The organism is Streptomyces sp. NPDC007088, from assembly GCF_042869355.1.
In the GTDB taxonomy this organism is placed as follows: Bacteria; Actinomycetota; Actinomycetes; order Streptomycetales; family Streptomycetaceae; genus Streptomyces.
The window spans coordinates 202,835-219,754 of the sequence record NZ_JBIAFO010000005.1 but is presented as its reverse complement, the minus strand read 5'-3'; the positions used below and the strand labels follow the sequence as shown (position 1 = coordinate 219,754).

Genomic DNA, 16,920 nt, shown 5'->3' with positions numbered 1-16,920 from the left:
CCTCGGCGGTACGGGACGGACGGCTCTGCCCCGGTCGGGGCGGGGACCGGCCGGTCGGTCGACCGGCCCCCGCTCCAACCTAACGGCTCGCGCCGCCCCCTGAACGTACCCCCCGGCGGGAGGGCACCACGCCGGCGCGGCTCAGACCACGCGGTCCTTGGCGTGCGCCCACTCGCGCTGGCGCGCCAGGTCGGCCTTGACCTCGGCGAGCTGGACGGCGACGGCGGAGGGCGCGGTGCCGCCGCGTCCGTCACGGGCGGCGAGGGCGCCGGGGACGTTGAGGACGCCGCGCACCTCGGGGGTCAGGTGCGGGGAGATCTTCGCGAACTGCTCGTCGCTGAGCTGGTCGAGTTCGATGCCCTGGGCCTCGCACTCCTTGACGCACTCGCCGGCCACCTCGTGGGCGACGCGGAAGGGCACGCCCTGCTTGACCAGCCATTCGGCGATGTCGGTGGCCAGCGAGAACCCGGCCGGGGCCAGCTCCTCCAGGCGCTCGCGGTGCACGGTGAGCGTCGCCATCATGCCGGTGAAGGCGGGGAGCAGGACCTCCAGCTGGTCGCAGGAGTCGAAGACCGGCTCCTTGTCCTCCTGGAGGTCGCGGTTGTACGCGAGGGGGAGGGCCTTGAGGGTGGCGAGCAGCCCGCTGAGGTTGCCGATGAGCCGGCCGGACTTTCCGCGCGCCAGCTCGGCGATGTCCGGGTTCTTCTTCTGCGGCATGATCGAGGAGCCGGTCGAGAAGGCGTCGTGCAGGGTGACGAAGGAGAACTCCTTCGTGTTCCAGAGAATGACCTCCTCCGCGATGCGCGACAGGTTGACGCCGATCATCGCGGTGATGAAGGCGAACTCGGCGACGAAGTCGCGCGCGGCGGTGCCGTCGATGGAGTTGGCGACCGAACCGTGCTCGAAGCCGAGGTCGGCGGCGACGGCCCGCGGGTCGAGGCCGAGCGAGGAGCCGGCCAGCGCGCCCGAGCCGTACGGGGAGACGGCGGTGCGCTCGTCCCACTGGCGCAGCCGCTCGGCGTCCCGGGACAGCGGCTGGACGTGCGCGAGGACGTGGTGGGCGAACAGCACGGGCTGGGCGTGCTGGAGGTGGGTGCGTCCGGGCATGGCGACGTCCGGGTGCGCCTCGGCGAGGCCGACGAGGGCCTCCTGGAGCTCCGCGATCAGGCCGCCGATGATCCGGGCGTGGTCGCGCAGGTACATCCGGAACAGCGTGGCGACCTGATCGTTGCGGGAGCGTCCGGCGCGCAGTTTGCCGCCGAGGTCGGCGCCGAGGCGCTCCAGCAGACCGCGTTCCAGGGCGGTGTGCACGTCCTCGTCGGCGACGGTCCCGGTGAAGGAGCCGTCCGCGACGTCGGCCTCCAGGCGGTCGAGCCCTTCGAGCATGCGTCCGAGTTCGTCCTCGGTGAGCAGCCCGGCGGAGTGCAGGACGCGGGCGTGCGCGCGGGAGCCGGCGATGTCGTAGGGGGCCAGCCGCCAGTCGAAGTGCACGGAGGCGGACAGCCTGGCCAGCGCCTCGGCGGGGCCGTCCGCGAACCGGCCGCCCCAGAGCCGGACGTCACCGTTGTTGCTGCTCACTGCTTCTCCTCGCCGGGTGGATGTGCGAGCGCCCCTCCACGCCGGGTGAAGGGGCGGTCCTCGGACTGTGCGCCGCCGGTGGCGCGTGGTCCGGGCCGCGCGCTTCTCCCCAGGGGGCACAACCCTGTTCCTGCATGAGTATGCAGTGTCCTGCATGATTCGTCAATCGCGGCCGGGGGCGCCCATCCCCGCGCGCACCACGTCGGCGAGGACCTGGGCATGCGAGTGCGCGAGGTCCTTCGTACCGGTGAGCAGGGTGAGCGGACGGCGGGCGGCGAGGTCCCCGAGGTGCTCCACGGCCTCGGCGCGCCCGGGGTCGGTGAGCTCCGCGCGGTAGCGCCCGGCGAAGGCCTCGTACCGCGCGGGATCGTGCCCGTACCAAGTGCGCAGTTCGGTGGAGGGCGCGGCGGCCCTGACCCACTCGTCGAAGTGCGCGCGGTCCTTGGAGAGTCCGCGCGGCCACAGCCGGTCGACGAGGACCCGCGTCCCGTCCCGCGCCTCGGGCTCCTCGTAGGCCCGCCTGACGCGGATCTCGCGCACGAAGCCCTCGTCCGCCGCCATGAACGACCCCTTCCGTCCGCCCCGCCCGCGATCGCGCGAGGACCGCGGTGCGGGGAGCACCTCCACTCATGGTGCGACGGGCGGCGCGCCCGCGCCTCACCGGCGAGGAGCCGGGCGCCCGAACGCGCACGCGGGGGCCTTCCCGCCGGGGGACGGGAGGGGAAGAATGGCCGGACATGGGAAAAACCTACGAACGCGTCGACGGCAGGCTCCGCACCTTCATCGAGGAGCAACCGGTCTTCTTCACCGCGACCGCGCCCCTGTCGGGCGAGGGCACGGTCAACCTCTCCCCCAAGGGCCTGCGCGGTTCCCTCGCGGTGCTCGACCCGCACACCCTGGCCTATCTGGACTTCGCCGGCAGCAACGCCGAGACCATCGCCCATCTGCGGGAGAACGGCCGCATCACCCTCATGTGGTGCGCCTTCCAGGGGCCGCCGAACATCGTGCGGGTGCACGGCAGGGGCGAGCCGGTCTTCCGCGACGACCTGCGCTTCCCCGCGCTGCTGGACCACTTCCCGGACATCGACCCGCGTCGGCACGGGCTGCGCGCGGTGATCCTCGTCCACGCCGAGCTGATCAGGGACACCTGCGGGTACGCGGTCCCCTTCATGACGTACGACGAGGACCGCGACCTGCACGCCAGGCGCTTCGCCCGTGAGGACGACGACTCGCTGGACGCGTACTTCACCAAGAAGGAGCACGTCGCCGAGAGCATCGACGGACTTCCCGGGCTGCCGCTCCCGCTGCCTCCCGCTACGTTCTGAAGGGTGACGAACGCCCTGCGCACCGGCGCCGCCCCGCTCGCCGCCGCCCTCGCCCTCACCGCCCTGCTCCCGCTGCCCGCGCACGCGAACGCGCCCCGCCCGCTGCCGTCCCGGATGGCGGACACGGGCGGGGCCCGGCAGCTGATCACCGCCGTCGCGGACCGCACCACCTCGACGACGGGCACGCTTCGCTGGTGGCAGCGCGAGGGTTCGGGCCGGTGGCGTGAGCGCGGCAGGGCGCCCGCCCGCTTCGGCTCCGGCGGCCTCGCCGAGGGCCGCGCCCGCGTGCAGGGCACGAACACCACCCCGACGGGCCTGTACGGACTGCCGTACGCCTTCGGCACCGAACAGGCCCCGCCCGGCACCCGGATCGCGTACCGCCCGGTCACCGGCCGCTCGTGGTGGTGCCAGGACAACGGCTCGCGCGCCTACAACCGCTGGAGCGAGCCGCGCGCCGCCGACTGCCGCGCGAGCGAGGCCGAACATCTCGCGGACTACGCCCGGCAGTACGCCCACGCCCTCGTGACGGACTTCAACTACCGCCGTCCGGTGCGCGGCCGCGGCGCGGGCGTCTTCCTGCACGTCAACGGGGCCGGGGCGACGGCCGGTTGCGTGTCGGTACCGAAGGACACGATGCGCCGCCTGCTGCGCTGGGTACGGCCCGGGGCGCGGATCGCGGTGGGGACGGAAGGCGGCCGGACGGGGATCGAGCGGTACTGAGGCAGCTCACGGAGGTGCCATCATGTACTCCCGTAATTCCGGGTCCCCGGGGGGTGGACGGATGGCACAACAGCAGCGCCGGGCCTTGCTGATGGGCGTCGGGGAGACGCCCAGGACGACAAGGTTCGCCCCGCTCGCCGAGGTGGTGCGCCAGGATCTCGCCGCGATGCACGAGGCGCTGCGCAACACGGGTTTCACCGTGTCCGATCCGCTGCTGAACCGCGACCGTGACTCGATGAACCGGGCCGTCGAGGAGGCCACGGCGGAGCTGCCCGAGGGCGGCATCCTGCTGCTGTACTTCACCGGCCACGGCATCCGGATCGAGGGCAGGGACTATCTGGTCCCGGCGAGCGCGCTCGGCCCCGAGGAGGGCGGGCGGTGGACGCGGTCCGCCCGCTCCTCCCTCTTTCCCGTGGACATCCAGCCGTGGCTGGAGGGACCGGGGCGGGCCCGCAAGACGGTCCTGTGGGTGCTCGACGCCTGCCGGGACCCGGACGAGGCGGAGGAGTTCGGCAGCGGGGTGCGGGGCGAGGAGACCGGCGCCGACGTGACCCTCCTGGGCTGCGAGGCGGGGCAGAAGAGCCGGTACGACGACAACGGCAGCTTCTTCACCCGGGGCCTGGCCGAGGCGCTGGGCCGGCTGGACGAGGCGCGGACCCTCGACGAGGTCTTCCTCTCGGCCCGGACCCGGACCGCGAGACTGGCCGGCGGGGGCCACCGGCAGCGGCCCAGGATCGCCTACGACCCCAACCGCGGCGCCGAGCTGAGGAAGCTGGTGGTCTGCGAGGGGCGGCCGCTGCTCACGCCCTGGCGCGAAGCGGTCCGCGACACCGGACTGTGGCAGCGCGTGGAGCCGGACACGGATGTCGACCTCGACCGCCTGAGGGCCGCGCTCGACGATCTCGTGACCAGGGTGGCGACGGCCCGCGACCAGGCCGAGCGCGTCCTCGCGCGACAGGCAGGCGACCAGGACACCGATCCGTGGTCCGATCCGCTGTACCCGGTGCGTCTCCTGGAGGACACGCTGCCCCTGCTGCTCCCGGCCGGGCGGTGCGAGCTGTCCGCCCTGGAGGTGGCGGCGCTGATCGCCGCGCCCTTCCTGTACGAGGCCGCGTACGCGCACCGCCTCAACACGAGCCGGGACGTGGAGCCGCACCGGAGGGAACTGGCCCCGTCCGGGGACCACTCCCCGGACGTGGGGAACCGGCGCGAGGAGTACGACCACGTCCTCGCGGAGCACGCGGGCCTCGCGGACCGCATGTGGCGGCTCGGGGAGGCGGGGCGGCTCGCGGAGGCGACCAGCATCCGGATGTGGCTGCTGCACCGGTACGTCGCGGACTCCTTCGCCACCGAGGACCGGCCCTTCCAGCACGAGCTGGAGACCATGCCGGGTGAGGTCGGCGCGCTGGTGGACGGGCTGCACGGCGCCCCGGAGAAGCTCTCGCCGGAACGCCGGAAGGAGTTCGTGGCGCCTCTCTACCGGATCGCGGGCGGCCTGGTGGCGGGCGGGACCCTCGACACGAGCGTGGGGGACGCGCCGGCCGAGGAAGGCGTCTTCCTGCGCGAGGGGCGCAAGCAGCGGCTGCGGGCGGACCGCCTCGCCCGTCTGCTGCGGGTCGCGGCGACGCTCGCGGTCGACGTCCGTGCCCTTCCCGACGTGCTCTCCGAGCATCTGGGCGTGACCGACGAGGTGACCCCGGCCCAGGTGTGCGACACCGTGCGCGACCTGCGCTGGGAGCCGGACGCCGAGGCCCGGGTACTGAGCGTCAACGCCAGGTGCCCGCACCCGGCGCTGCACGCGGCGCTGGACGAGATCAGGGGGCGGGCCGACCGGCTGGTGTCCACGACCGGGGCCTCGGCGGAGCCGCCCGCGCTCGGCGTCCTGCCGCAGCGCGTCACGGACCTGGGCAACCTGCGCGCCGTGTCCGACGTCGAGCACCGGCCGGTCTACACGCTGCCCCTGGCCCGTTTCCACCTCGCCCACACCGAGGTGCGCGAACTCCTCATGGGCGAGGCGCTGTACGGCGAACCGGAACTCGCCCTGCGCGAGCTCTACCAGAACGCGATGGACGCCTGCCGCTACCAGGCGAAGCGGCTGGAGTTCACGGGCGCCCTCGGCTCCTGGAAGGGGCTCATCGAGTTCGAGGAGGGGGTGGACGAGCGCACCGGCCGGCGGTACGTGGAGTGCCGGGACAACGGCGTCGGCATGAGCGCCGAACAGCTGGAGCACACCTTCGCACGGGCCGGCAGCCGCTTCGAGAACAGCCGGGAGTTCCGCCGGGAGCAGAAGCGGTGGGCCCGGCGGAAACTGGCGAAGCTGTATCCCAACAGCCGCTTCGGCATCGGGGTGTTCAGCTACTTCATGCTGGCCGACTCGATGACCATCGTGACCCGGCGCACCGACACCCAGGGGGTGCCTTCGGGACAGGCGCTGTCCGTGGAGATCCCGAGCAGCGGAAGTCTCCTGCGCATCCGGCCGGTGGAGCCGGGCAGCACGGAGGACAAGCGGATCGAGGGCGGCACCCGTATCCGGCTCTATCTGCGCGAGGACGACAGGATCCGGGCGCTGTCCTGCGTGGACGCGCTGCGGTCCCTGGTCGCGGTGAGCGAGTTCCGTCTCCGGGCCCGGGACGCGAGCGGGGAGGAACTGGACTTCGAGGAGGGGAGCTTGCAGAGCAGCCAGGACCTGGACGCCTCCGGGGCGCTGCCCGTGCCGGGCACCCCGCTGTGGTGGGTGAAGGGCCGGGGCGCGCTGCTGTGCGACGGCATCCGCACCGATGAGACCCCGTTCGGCTACGTCGTCGACCTGCGGTCCGAGCACGCGGGGCGGCTCAGCGTGAGCCGGAAGGAACTCCAGGGCTGGGACAGGGACTGGGTGGCGGAGCTGTGGTCGCAGGGCGCGGCGGCCCTGCGCGACTGGCCGGAGCTGACGCTGGGGTGGTTGTGGGACCTGGAGGCCGAGGAGATCCGGGCCGCCCGGACCCTGTGGGACCAGTGGAAGGACGAGGAACTGCACGTCCGCGCGTGGCGCGGGTCGGTCCGTTCTCTGCACTCCGTCGGATGGTTCGAGCAGGACCGGGAACTGATCCGTGACGAACACCGGAACCGGAGATCCCCCTACTTGCCGTGGCGGGCGGCTGTCCACGGTTTCGAGTCCACGCGCAAGCTGGCCTCTCCGCGCCGGCTGGACCATCTGCCGCTGGCCATACCGGGGTACGCGCAGTTGCTGGACGGCCGGACCCGGGACTGGCGCAGCGTGCAGGCCGGCGCCCGGACGCAGCAAGTCACCTACTCCTGGGCGATCCGCTCCCTGCGCCGGCTGCGGCCCCTGGGCCCCCGCGCCGCGCCCCCTCCGGTACGGCCAGGTCCGTCACTGGACTGGGTACCCACGGTGGAGGACGTCCGCCTGTCGACGACCCTGGCCGGCGGCTGGGGGCGCCTCGGCTTCGACACCCCCATGGGGCCGGACGACCCGCAGGACGTGCGGGGGCTCGTGGTGATGTCCCGTCGGCTGAACCTTCCTCTGGACACGCTGTGGGAAGGGTGTACGCGGATCGCGCAGGTTCTCAGTCCTCCGGCGGTCCCCGCCCACCACCGCGGCCACGTCGTCACCCCGCGCGAGATCCGGGCTCTCTCCGAGACGGGGAGCGCCTTCTTCCAGAGCGCCGACATCAGGGGGCGCTCCGACCACCGCACGCACACACCGTGGTCCTTGCACGCCCACAGCGTGGCCACCGGCATCCCGGTCGCGGAACTCCTCCGGACGCTCGCCGACTACGCGTGGCTCGGATGGCGGGCGCCCGGCGCCGAGGCCATGGAGCGCTGGGACGCCCTTCCGGCGGACGGGCGCGCGGTCCTCGGCGAGGGGATCTTCGCCCAGAGTGGGCGCGACACGGAGGGGGGCTGGCGCGTCGGCTGGAACGTGGTGGTGAGTCTCGCGGCCGACCGGCAGCTGACCCTGAAGAGCGCCGAGGACACCGTGGCGGCGTGGGCACGCGGCGCCGGGCTCTCCTTCCGCCCGCTCTGTTCGTCCGCGCCGGGCTCCCCCCGGCCGGACGCCGTGCCCACCTCGTTGGCCGGCCGGCTCATGGACGCGCTGCCCCCGTGGGAGCCGGGCTCCCGCTGGTCGGTGCACGACGACTTCCGCGCCCAGAAGAGCAGCCTGTCACCGGGCGAACTCTCCGAGGCGGTGCGGTCTCTGCTCGCCTGCGGCATCGACGTGGGTCCTCACTCGGCGTACCGCGAAGCCTGGGAACGCGGCGACGTACCCGCCACTGTGCGCATCCACGAAGTCCCCGGCATCGGCAGGGGGCCGAGGCTGCCCACGGCCTACCGGCTGATCCAGGCCAGTGCCCGGTCCGGGCACCCCTTGTCCCAGGTCTGGGCCGACGGGCTGGCCGTGGTGGAGCGGTACGGGCTCCCCGAGTTGCCCTCCCTGCCCGCCGCCTTGCGGGACCGGCGCGCCGAACTGACCGACGCCGCGGCGCTCTTTTCGGAACGCGGGTCCCGCTCCCTCTCGGCCGAGTCGCTCGCTCGCGCCGCCCACGGCAACCACCGGTCCGTCAGGCGGCAGTGGGAGCACTTCCTCCCGTACCGCGAACTGGGTGCCGACATCCCGGAGATCTCGGACGAGGAGCTCGAACAGCTCCCCGGGACCGTTCCGGACCCCTGGGATCTGGTGGCACTGTCCGCCGAGGCACGGGCCGGCGAGCAGCGCGCCAACAGCACCGCCCTGCGCCCTCTCGATCTGGTCAGCATCGCCGCCCGCATCGGCGAGACGACGCGGGAGACCTGGGAGCGTATCCGGCCCTACCGTCCGCTGCTGCCGGCCGAGCCCCTCGTCGGCGAGGTGCTCGACGTCCTTCCCCTGTGGCAGGACCTCGCCGTCCTCTCCCAGCACCTCGACGGGCTGGAGCCGGCCCTGGAGCGGGTCACCGCCGAGCACCTCGCGTTCGCGGCGGAGGGAGTGGAGGAGACCGAGGACTGGGTCCGCGAGCGGCTGCGCCTGTACACCGGCATGTTCTCTCTGCGATGGGACGACGACCTTGACTGACCCACACCCTCTCCCGCACGAAACGTCCCTGCCCTACGCGGAGGAGGACTGCGGCACCGTGTCCGCGGTGTTCACCCGGAGCGAGGAGGACGGGGTGGCCGTGGTGTCCGGCCGTTGTCCGCGCTGCCAGGGCCGGACGCGCAGCGAACGGCCTCTGCGTACGCCGGGAACGGGAGCCAAGGGGCTCAGGAGCCTGTTCCTCGGCGGCCGGGGACCGGACGAGGAGGTGAGCGAGGCCACTCTGCTCGCCCAGACCTACTTGTGCGCCTGCGGCTACCCGCACTTCGGGTTGCCGGCCGGGGGGCTGGGCGACGAGACGGGATGCGGGGCCGAGTGGCGGATCGGCGTCCTGCGGACGCAAGGGCAGTCCGCGCCGTGAGCCCGCGCTACGGGGGACGTCCGTGGGAACGGCTCTACCGGGAACTGGAGTTCACCACGCTTCCCGAGCTGCGCCGGCAGGCCGAGGGCTGGCGCAACGGCCTCGGCGGGCTGACGGCTCTGGTCGGGCTGCTGGCCGTGCTCAAGGGGCGGGACGATCTCGCGAAACTGCCGGAGGCATTGCAGTGGGCGACGCTCGGGATGACCGGGGGTGCCTTCCTGCTGCTTGTCCTCGGCTCCGTCCTCGCCATCCAGGCCGCGCACGGCACCCCGGACACCTCCGGGGTCGCGGGCGGCACGGACCTGCACCGGTGGACCGAGAAGGAGACGAGGACGGCGCGCGGGCGGCTGCGCGGCGCCGCGCGGTGCTGTCTGGCCGGAGTCCTGCTCGTCTTCGCGGCGGTCGTCGTCGGCTGGGTGGGGAGCGAATCGCCCGACACGCATCTGGTCAGGGTCTCCACCGACACCGGGGAGCGCTGCGGCGAGTTCCTCGGCGCCGGTGCGCGGGGGCTGCGCCTGGAGACGGGCGAGGGCGACGAGAAGAAGGAAGTGGTGCTGGCGCTTTCGCACGTGCGCGAAGTGGTGCCGGTCCAGCAGTGCTGAGCCCGACGGCCGGGGCGGATGGGCCGAGGACGACCGGGTGAAGGCGCCGGGCGGGCTCGGCACCGCGCGTGGACGGGCCCTCCCCCGGCCCCCACGTGCGTGAGTGCGGCCCCTGCGTGCGTGAGTGGGCTCCAGAACCGCTTCGCGGGGCGGGCGGGGGCCCGGCCCGACACCACCTCCCCCGGACCCGCCCCGAACGATGTAGTGACCACATAACGAGACGCGCTTGCGCGGATATGAGACGGCGGCGTTCATTTGTGGCCATGCAGTCCGAATCCGCGTCCCCCTCCCCGCAGCCCACGACCGACTCCTCAGGAGCGCACGACAAGGCGGCCAGGCGTGCCGTCACCGTGTTCCCGCTTCTGGTCCTTCTCGCGGGCGCGGCCGGGCTCGTGGCGCCGGGGGCCTTCGACGGGTGGTCGGCGAACGTGCCGTACCTGCTGGGTGTGGTCATGTTCTGCATGGGGCTGACGATGACGCCGCTGGACTTCCGGGGGGTCGTACGGCGTCCGTGGGCGGTGGCGATCGGGCTGGTCGCGCACTATGTGATCATGCCGGGGCTCGGCTGGGTCATCGCCCATGTCCTGGGGCTGTCACCGCAGTTGGCGGCCGGGGTGATTCTGGTGGGCTGCGCGCCGAGCGGGACCGCCTCCAATGTGGTGACCTTCCTCGCCCGGGGCGACGTGGCCCTGTCGGTCTCGGTGGCCACCGTCTCGACGGTGCTCGCTCCCCTCGTGACGCCTCCGCTGACGCTGCTGCTGGCGGGCGAGTACCTGTCGGTCGACGCCGGGTCGATGATGGGCGACATCCTCAAGACGGTGCTGCTTCCGGTGCTGGGCGGGCTGCTCGTACGGCTCGTGGCGGGCCGGCTCGTCGAGCGGGTGCTGGGCGTCATGCCGTGGCTGTCCTCGGTGGCGATCGCCGCGATCGTCGCGGCCGTGGTCTCCGCGAGCGCCGAGTCGATCAAGTCCGCCGCCGTGACCGTCCTGGTCGCCGTCGTCCTGCACAACGGCCTCGGACTCGCGCTGGGGTACGGCGCCGGCAAGGCCACCGGCCTGGGCGCGCCCGCCAGTCGCGCGATGGCCTTCGAGGTCGGCATGCAGAACTCGGGTCTCGCCGCCTCCCTCGCGACCGCCCACTTCAGTCCGCTCGCCGCGCTGCCGGCCGCCGTGTTCTCCGTCTGGCACAACATCTCCGGTGCCCTGGTGGCGGCGTTCATGGCCCGCCGGTCGCGGCGGCGCGAGGAGGGCGGGGCAGGCGTGGCGCAGGGCGGGGCGGGTGGCGTGGCGGTCGCGGGGGATTCCGTCTGAGGGGCCCGGACCCCGGCCGTGGCGGTAGCCGCTACACCAGGGCGACGACGAAGAGCGCGAAGGCGAGCACGATGACGGCGACGCGGAGGTAGTGGTAGCGGTCCCAGCGGCCCAGCTGCTCACGCCAGTCCTCCGGCGGACCCTCGGCCGACCACTTCGCGGAACGCGAGTTGGTCGGCACGAGCAGCAGGACCGACAGCACGATGCTCGACACGAGCAGCGCGGCGCCCGCGACGACGTACCCGGCTCCGTCCTCGCCCCAGGACACCCCGGCCCACACCGCGCCGAGCACGAGCGAGGAGAAGTACCAGACCGGCATGGCCCGGCCGAGGACCCGCGCCCCGTCACTGCGGGCGTTCAGTCCGCCGTTGTCCGGGAGCCGGTCGAGGATCGGGTTGACGAACACCGCCACCGCGAACTCCACCCCCACCATGACACCGGTCACCACGATCGTGACGACGGCCAGTATGTCCTGCATGTCCCCTCCCAGGGATTTCCCCTAGCGGCGCTAGGTAGTGATGCGATGCTAGACATACCAGCGCTCCATTGTCTAGCGGTGCTAGGATCTCCGCATGTCCGTACACGAACGCAAGGAACGCGAGCGGGCCGACCGCCACCGGCTGATCGTCCGCACGGCCCGCGAGCTCGCCGAGTCCCAGGGGTGGGCCGCGGTGACCACCCGCCGGCTCGCCGAGCGGATCGAGTACAGCCAGCCGGTGCTGTACAGCCATTTCCGGGGCAAGAGGGAGATCGTCGGCGCGGTCGCCGTGGAGGGCTCGGCCGAACTGGCGGCCACCTTGCGCGCAGCGGTGGCGGGAGCCCCCACCGCTCACGCGGCGGTCGGCGCCCTGGCCCGCGCCTATGTCGACTTCGCCGAACGCAACCCCGCCCTGTACGACGCGATCTTCCTCCTCGACAACGGCCTCCGTTACGCCGACGCCGACACCCCGGCCGCCTTGCGCGAGGCGTTCGCGGCCCTGGGGGAACCCTTCACGGGCCACGGCGGGGCCGACACGGCGGGGCTGGCCATCGAGACCTTCTGGGCCTCGCTGCACGGCCTGGTCACCCTCACGCGGGCCGGCCGGCTGCCCGCCGCGCAGGGCGCCGAGCGCCTGGCCCTGCTGGCCGACCGCTTCGCCCCACGCCCCGAGGAGCCCGGCCCGGCCGTCACGGGAAACACCGCCTGAAACGGCCCCCACGCCGTCGCGCACAGGGGAGTTGACGTTGTCCGGGCGCACTCGCCGCGGACGCGTGAGCGTCGGCCCTACTGTGTCGCGGTGAGCCCAGACCTCCTCCTCGGTCGCACGGTCCGTCTCGTGCCGCTGTCCACCGAGCACGCCGAAGCCCTCTTCCCCTCCGCCTCGGACCCGGAGGTGTGGCGCTGGATACCGCGGCCGCGCCCCGAGTCCGTGGCCCAGACACGCGCCTTGCTGAGCCGGTTGATCGCGGACCCGGCGCGGCGCTCCTTCGCGGTGCTGCGCCTGTCCGACGACACGGTGATCGGCACGACCAGCCTGTACGACCTCGACCTCGACGAGGGCCGCACGGAGGCCGGCACGACTTGGTTCGACCGGTCGTGCTGGGGCGGCCCCTACAACACCGAGTCCAAGCTGCTGCTGTTCGGCCACGCCTTCGAGGAACTGGGTCTCGTCCGGCTCGCGCTGCGCACCGACCACCTCAACGTGCGCTCGCAACACGCCCTGAGCGCCCTCGGCCTCGTGCGCGAGGGGACCTTGCGCAGCCATATGAGGCGCGGGGACGGCACGCGCCGCGACTCCGTCTACTACAGCGTCCTCGCGGAGGAGTGGCCCGCTCTGCGGGAGCGGCTGCGGGCCAGAGTCGAAGCGAAGGCCGGTTCCCCCGAAGTGAATTGAGCGTCGCACGGGCTCGTGACGGGCCTCCCGCCGCCTCGCGCGCGGTGGCCGGGTCCCGGGCGTGCCCCGGGGGCCGCACCACTTGATCGTTGACCCGCCGGTGGCCTCGCTGGGATAGTGCGGTGGTGTATCCGCAGCCGCACCTGACCCGGCGCCGGCACGTCGACCTGTGCCGGCAGTCCGCCGGGCTGTGTCGCGGGCGCGCGCCCCGCTGACAGCCGGGTCCCGACGCCGGGTCGCCTGTCGCGGCAAAGGAACCTCTCCCTCTCCGAGCCGCACGAGCTCTGAGCCTCACGAGCGCGCCGGCCGTCCGCCGACGCGTGAACCGTCCGGAGTCCCCCATGCCCTCGCCGTACTCCCCCGCAGACCCCGAAGCGTCCGAGGAGCCGCGCTCCTGCTGCGCTCCCGGGCGGTCCCACCCGGGTGAAGGGCACGAAGGGGCGGCCGGGGGGCCGGTGTTCGTGCCACTGGGTGGTTCGGCCGGAGCGGTCGCGCGGTCCGGGCCGCACACCATGGCGGAGCTGGAGGGCGGGACCTTCCTGATGGGCGACGCGTTCGGGGAGGGGTACTGGTCGGACCGCGAGGGGATGGCGCGGCCTGTGACGGTGGCGCCGTTCGCGATCGACACGACGGCTGTCACCAACGCGCGCTTCGCCGCCTTCGTGGCGGCGACCGGCTACCGCACGGACGCCGAACGGATCGGTAACTCCTTCGTGTTCCACCTGCTCGTCCACCCGCGGGCCGAGGCCCACGTCGTGGGGTCGGTACCGGCCGCCCCGTGGTGGCTCGGGGTGGAGGGCGCCTGCTGGCGCCACCCCGAGGGGCCCGGTTCCGGCGTCGAGGGGCGGGAGACGCACCCCGTGGTGCACGTCTCGCACCGGGACGCCCTCGCGTACTGCGCGTGGGCGGGGCTGCGGCTGCCGACCGAGGCGGAGTGGGAGTACGCGGCGCGCGGCGGCCTGGTGGGGGCGCGGTATCCGTGGGGGGACGAGCTGACGCCGGACGGTCAGGAGCGCTGCAACATCTGGCAGGGCGAGTTCCCGCACCGCTCGACGCGGCCGGGGGGCCGTACCGGCACCGTCCCCGTCACCGCCTACCCGCCCAACGGGTACGGGCTGTTCAACATGTCGGGCAACGTGTGGGAGTGGTGCGCGGACCTGTTCGCGCCGGGCCGGCCGTTGATCCGGGGCGGTTCGTACCTGTGCCACGCCTCGTACTGCAACCGCTACCGGGTCGCGGCCCGGTCCCACAACACGGCGGACTCCTCCACCGGCCACGGCGGTTTCCGCTGTGCGCGGGACCTGCCGGGCCGGTGAGGGAGTCCGGCGCCGCAGGTGCGCCGCCGGGCCGCCCGTGCCGGTACGAGGTCGGGCCCGGACCCGACGGTGTGGTCACCGTCCGGGGCGTAGGCGCGCCCGGCGGTCGTACGTCTCATGGGCTCTCCCGGTTCGCGGGTTCCTTTTCGAAACTGCTGAGGGTCAGATCGAGATCGAGGTCCCCGATGTCGTACATCGAGGCCATCCAGTGGTGGAAGTTGTCGCCGCGTTCGCGCAGCAGCGTGTACAGGCGGGTGGTGAGCCTGCGCCGGGTCTCGGCGAACTCGGGGTGCTCGTAGCGGTTGTGGAGTTCGTCGGAGTCGGCGACGAGGTCGTACAGCTCGTTGACCGACTCGGGGTTGACGACGAGTTTGTGGCGTTCGTCGCGGATCATGCGCTGCGGGTACGGGAAGTGGTGCCCGTGGTACTCGGCGAGGATCTCGCCGGGCCAGTCGGGCCGTTCGCCGCGTACCAGGCCGAGCAGGCTGCGGCTGTCGACGGCCGGGGAGGGGTCGCAGCCCGCGAGTTCCAGCAGCGTCGCCGTGCAGTCGGTGAGGTTGACGAGTTCCTCGCGCACCTGCGGCGGGGCGCCGGGGACGCGGATGATGCCGGGGATGCGGTAGATGTCCTCGTACATCGCGGGGCCCTTGTCGTGCAGCCGGTGGGCGCCGGTGAACTCGCCGTGGTCGGCGGTGAAGAAGACGGAGGTGGTGTCCTGAAGGCCGAGTTCGTCGAGGCGGGTGAGGATGCGGCCGATCTGCTCGTCGATGAGGGTGACGTAGCCCCAGTACACGGCGATGAGCTTGCGCGAGACCTCGGCGGGCATCGTGTCGTAGGCCCAGTGCGCGCTGTAGTTGTGCTGCACGGGCGGTTTGCCGGCGAAGGTCTCGGCGGTCGAGGCGGGCAGTTCGACGAGCGCCGGGTCGTACCGGTCGTAGTACTCCTCGGGCAGCAGGTAGGGCAGGTGCGGGCCGAAGAAGTGGGTGGCGAGGAAGAAGGGGCGCCCGTCGGCCGCGTACCGCTCCAGGTGCTCGATGGCGCGGGTGGCGAGGTAGTACTCGAAGGTGGCCTCGACGGGCTGGTGCAGCCGGGCCGCCATCAGGTTGCCCGGGTTGCCGTTGGGCAGGGTGCCGCGCACCGGTTCGGAGATGCGGTACGGGGGCAGCCCGTTGTCCGCCAGGTAGGCGAGGTAGTCGGGGTGGTCGACGGGGTTGTGCCAGCCGGGCAGGTCGGGCCCCTCGAAGCCGTAGGAGGCCGCGTTGCGGTGGGTGCCGCCGTGCCATTTGCCGATCAGGCCGAGCTGGTAGTCGCGGGCGGCGAGGGCCGAGGAGAAGGTGAAGGCGTCGTCGCGCAGGTCCTCCAGGTAGCCCACGTTGCGCTCGTAGTTGGCGAGCAGGCGGTGGCGGAAGGGGGCCTGGCCGGTGAGGAGGCTCGCGCGGGCCGGGGTGCAGATCGCGGTGGGGGTGTAGAAGCGCTCGAAGCGGGTGCCGGTGGCGGCCAGCCGGTCGAGGTGCGGGGTCGCGACGTGCGGGTTGCCGTAGGCGCCCAGGGTGTCGACGCGGTGCTGGTCGGTCATGAGGAACAGGAGGTTCACCGGGTGCCTTCGGCCTTCGTGTCGGGGGCTCGACCGCTCTGCGGGGCCGTGCCGGGGGGAGGCGGGGTCACCGGGCGTGGGCCCTGGTGTAGAGGTCGCCGTCGTAGAACTCCTTCGGGTCCTTCGCGGCGGGGAGCTGGCCGGTGGAGACGAAGAAGTCCTCCAGGCCCTTGAACCAGCCCGCGACGGTGCCGTCCCCGGTCTTGGCGACGAGGTCCTTCGTGGAGAGCGTCCTGACGTGCGAGGCGTCCTTCTCGACCTGGGAGACGTCGGCCTTGAGCAGCTTCGCCGCCGAGGCGACGGACTCCTTCGGGTGCGCGAACCGCCAGTCGTTGGCCTCCTGGAGGACCTTGACGACCTTCTCGCGCAGCGCGGGCTTGACGGAGGTGCCGGCGACGAAGGCGGTGGGGAAGGCGCGGTCGGTGAACTGCTCGGTGCTGGCGATCTCCTTCGTGTCCGGCTTCTTCGCCTTGATGGTGTCGATGGCCGGGTACCAGAAGCCGGCCGCGTCGATCTTCCCCGCGACGAAGGCCGAGACGACGGTCGTCGCGTCGAGCGGTACCTTCTGGATGTCCTTCTCGCTCAGTCCGGCCTTCTGGAGCGCGAGGTTGAGCACCATCTCGCCGGAGGTGCCCTCGGGGACGCCGACCTTCTTGCCCTTGAGGTCCTTGACGGAGTCGATTCCGGGCCGGGCGATGACCCGGTCGGCGTAGGTGAGGGTGTCGACGGCGAGGATGTCGGCCTTGCCGGTGGCCGGGAGCCACACGGCACCGGGGCCGATGTAGCCGAAGTCGAGGTCGCCGGCGCCGAGCGCCTGGATCTGGATCGGCCCGTTGGTGAAGGTCTTGTAGTCGGCGGACAGACCCTGCTTCTTCCACAGCCCGCGCTCGTCGGCGATCGCGAGGAGGCTCGCGCCGTTGTAGTCGCCGATGTAGCCGAAGCGGACCTTCTGTGTGCCCTTGCCGTCCCCGCCTTCACCGCCGGAGCCACCGGAGTCGCCGGAGCACGCGCTCAGGCCGAGGGTCAGCGCGAGCACGGGGGCGAGGACGAGGGCCTTCAGGGCAGGCCGGGATGAACGCATGGCGGTCCTTCGTGACGGGGAGGGGTGGTTGCGGAGGTGGTGCGGGAGCCGGAACAGGGGGTGGTGGTGCGGGAGCCGGAACAGGGGG

The 16,920-nt window shown here is 72.7% G+C and carries 15 protein-coding genes; 10 read left to right on the top strand and 5 right to left on the bottom strand.

The window, feature by feature from the left end:
• Window positions 1-141 precede the first annotated feature (141 nt).
• Window positions 142-1,578: an argininosuccinate lyase gene (gene argH / locus ACFYMP_RS10600; protein ID WP_388853821.1), complete on the bottom strand. Its 1,437-nt coding sequence runs from the start codon at window positions 1,576-1,578 to the stop codon at window positions 142-144.
• A 162-nt stretch (window positions 1,579-1,740) separates the two neighbouring features.
• A complete protein-coding gene (locus ACFYMP_RS10595) occupies window positions 1,741-2,139 on the bottom strand; it encodes a DUF488 domain-containing protein (RefSeq protein WP_388853818.1) in 399 nt (132 codons plus the stop codon).
• Window positions 2,140-2,315: 176 nt separating this feature from the next.
• On the opposite strand from ACFYMP_RS10595, the gene ACFYMP_RS10590 reads away from it, so the two are divergent.
• The 6 genes from ACFYMP_RS10590 (at window position 2,316) to ACFYMP_RS10565 (ending at window position 10,967) form a co-directional block, all read left to right on the top strand.
• Window positions 2,316-2,903 (top strand): pyridoxamine 5'-phosphate oxidase family protein, encoded by a 588-nt coding sequence (locus ACFYMP_RS10590; RefSeq protein ID WP_388853815.1) that lies wholly within the window; start codon window positions 2,316-2,318, stop codon window positions 2,901-2,903.
• Window positions 2,904-2,918: 15 nt separating this feature from the next.
• Window positions 2,919-3,623, top strand: a complete 705-nt coding sequence (locus tag ACFYMP_RS10585) for a L,D-transpeptidase (protein ID WP_388854288.1) — start codon at window positions 2,919-2,921, stop codon at window positions 3,621-3,623.
• 61 nt (window positions 3,624-3,684) lie between these two features.
• Window positions 3,685-8,676: a caspase family protein gene (locus tag ACFYMP_RS10580; RefSeq protein ID WP_388853812.1), complete on the top strand. Its 4,992-nt coding sequence runs from the start codon at window positions 3,685-3,687 to the stop codon at window positions 8,674-8,676.
• On the top strand, window positions 8,669-9,055 hold the full coding sequence (locus ACFYMP_RS10575) for a hypothetical protein (protein ID WP_388853809.1): 387 nt from the start codon (window positions 8,669-8,671) through the stop codon (window positions 9,053-9,055). Before ACFYMP_RS10580 ends, ACFYMP_RS10575 begins: the two co-directional genes overlap by 8 nt.
• Window positions 9,052-9,657 (top strand): hypothetical protein, encoded by a 606-nt coding sequence (locus ACFYMP_RS10570; protein ID WP_388853806.1) that lies wholly within the window; start codon window positions 9,052-9,054, stop codon window positions 9,655-9,657. Before ACFYMP_RS10575 ends, ACFYMP_RS10570 begins: the two co-directional genes overlap by 4 nt.
• Window positions 9,658-9,920: 263 nt before the next feature.
• Window positions 9,921-10,967: a bile acid:sodium symporter family protein gene (locus ACFYMP_RS10565; RefSeq protein ID WP_388853803.1), complete on the top strand. Its 1,047-nt coding sequence runs from the start codon at window positions 9,921-9,923 to the stop codon at window positions 10,965-10,967.
• A gap of 31 nt (window positions 10,968-10,998) precedes the next feature.
• On the opposite strand, the gene ACFYMP_RS10560 is transcribed toward ACFYMP_RS10565, so the two are convergent.
• The gene (locus ACFYMP_RS10560) at window positions 10,999-11,445 is read right to left on the bottom strand and encodes a DUF1772 domain-containing protein (RefSeq protein WP_388853800.1); all 447 of its coding nucleotides are present in this window, start codon (window positions 11,443-11,445) and stop codon (window positions 10,999-11,001) included.
• A 94-nt stretch (window positions 11,446-11,539) separates the two neighbouring features.
• On the opposite strand from ACFYMP_RS10560, the gene ACFYMP_RS10555 reads away from it, so the two are divergent.
• The 4 genes from ACFYMP_RS10555 (at window position 11,540) to ACFYMP_RS10540 (ending at window position 14,157) form a co-directional block, all read left to right on the top strand.
• On the top strand, window positions 11,540-12,154 hold the full coding sequence (locus tag ACFYMP_RS10555; RefSeq protein WP_388853797.1) for a TetR/AcrR family transcriptional regulator: 615 nt from the start codon (window positions 11,540-11,542) through the stop codon (window positions 12,152-12,154).
• 90 nt (window positions 12,155-12,244) lie between these two features.
• Window positions 12,245-12,841, top strand: a complete 597-nt coding sequence (locus ACFYMP_RS10550) for a GNAT family N-acetyltransferase (RefSeq protein WP_388853794.1) — start codon at window positions 12,245-12,247, stop codon at window positions 12,839-12,841.
• A 122-nt stretch (window positions 12,842-12,963) separates the two neighbouring features.
• Complete coding sequence (locus ACFYMP_RS10545; RefSeq protein ID WP_388853791.1) at window positions 12,964-13,056, top strand: putative leader peptide; 93 nt, start codon at window positions 12,964-12,966, stop codon at window positions 13,054-13,056.
• A 297-nt stretch (window positions 13,057-13,353) separates the two neighbouring features.
• On the top strand, window positions 13,354-14,157 hold the full coding sequence (locus ACFYMP_RS10540; RefSeq protein ID WP_388854285.1) for a formylglycine-generating enzyme family protein: 804 nt from the start codon (window positions 13,354-13,356) through the stop codon (window positions 14,155-14,157).
• 115 nt (window positions 14,158-14,272) lie between these two features.
• Here ACFYMP_RS10540 and ACFYMP_RS10535 read toward each other — a convergent pair whose 3' ends face one another.
• Both ACFYMP_RS10535 and ACFYMP_RS10530 read right to left on the bottom strand, forming a co-directional pair.
• Entirely contained in the window at window positions 14,273-15,751 is a 1,479-nt protein-coding gene (locus ACFYMP_RS10535; protein ID WP_388853788.1) for a sulfatase-like hydrolase/transferase, read from the bottom strand.
• A 67-nt stretch (window positions 15,752-15,818) separates the two neighbouring features.
• The gene (locus tag ACFYMP_RS10530) at window positions 15,819-16,832 is read right to left on the bottom strand and encodes an aliphatic sulfonate ABC transporter substrate-binding protein (RefSeq protein WP_388853785.1); all 1,014 of its coding nucleotides are present in this window, start codon (window positions 16,830-16,832) and stop codon (window positions 15,819-15,821) included.
• Between the last annotated feature and the right edge of the window lie 88 nt (window positions 16,833-16,920).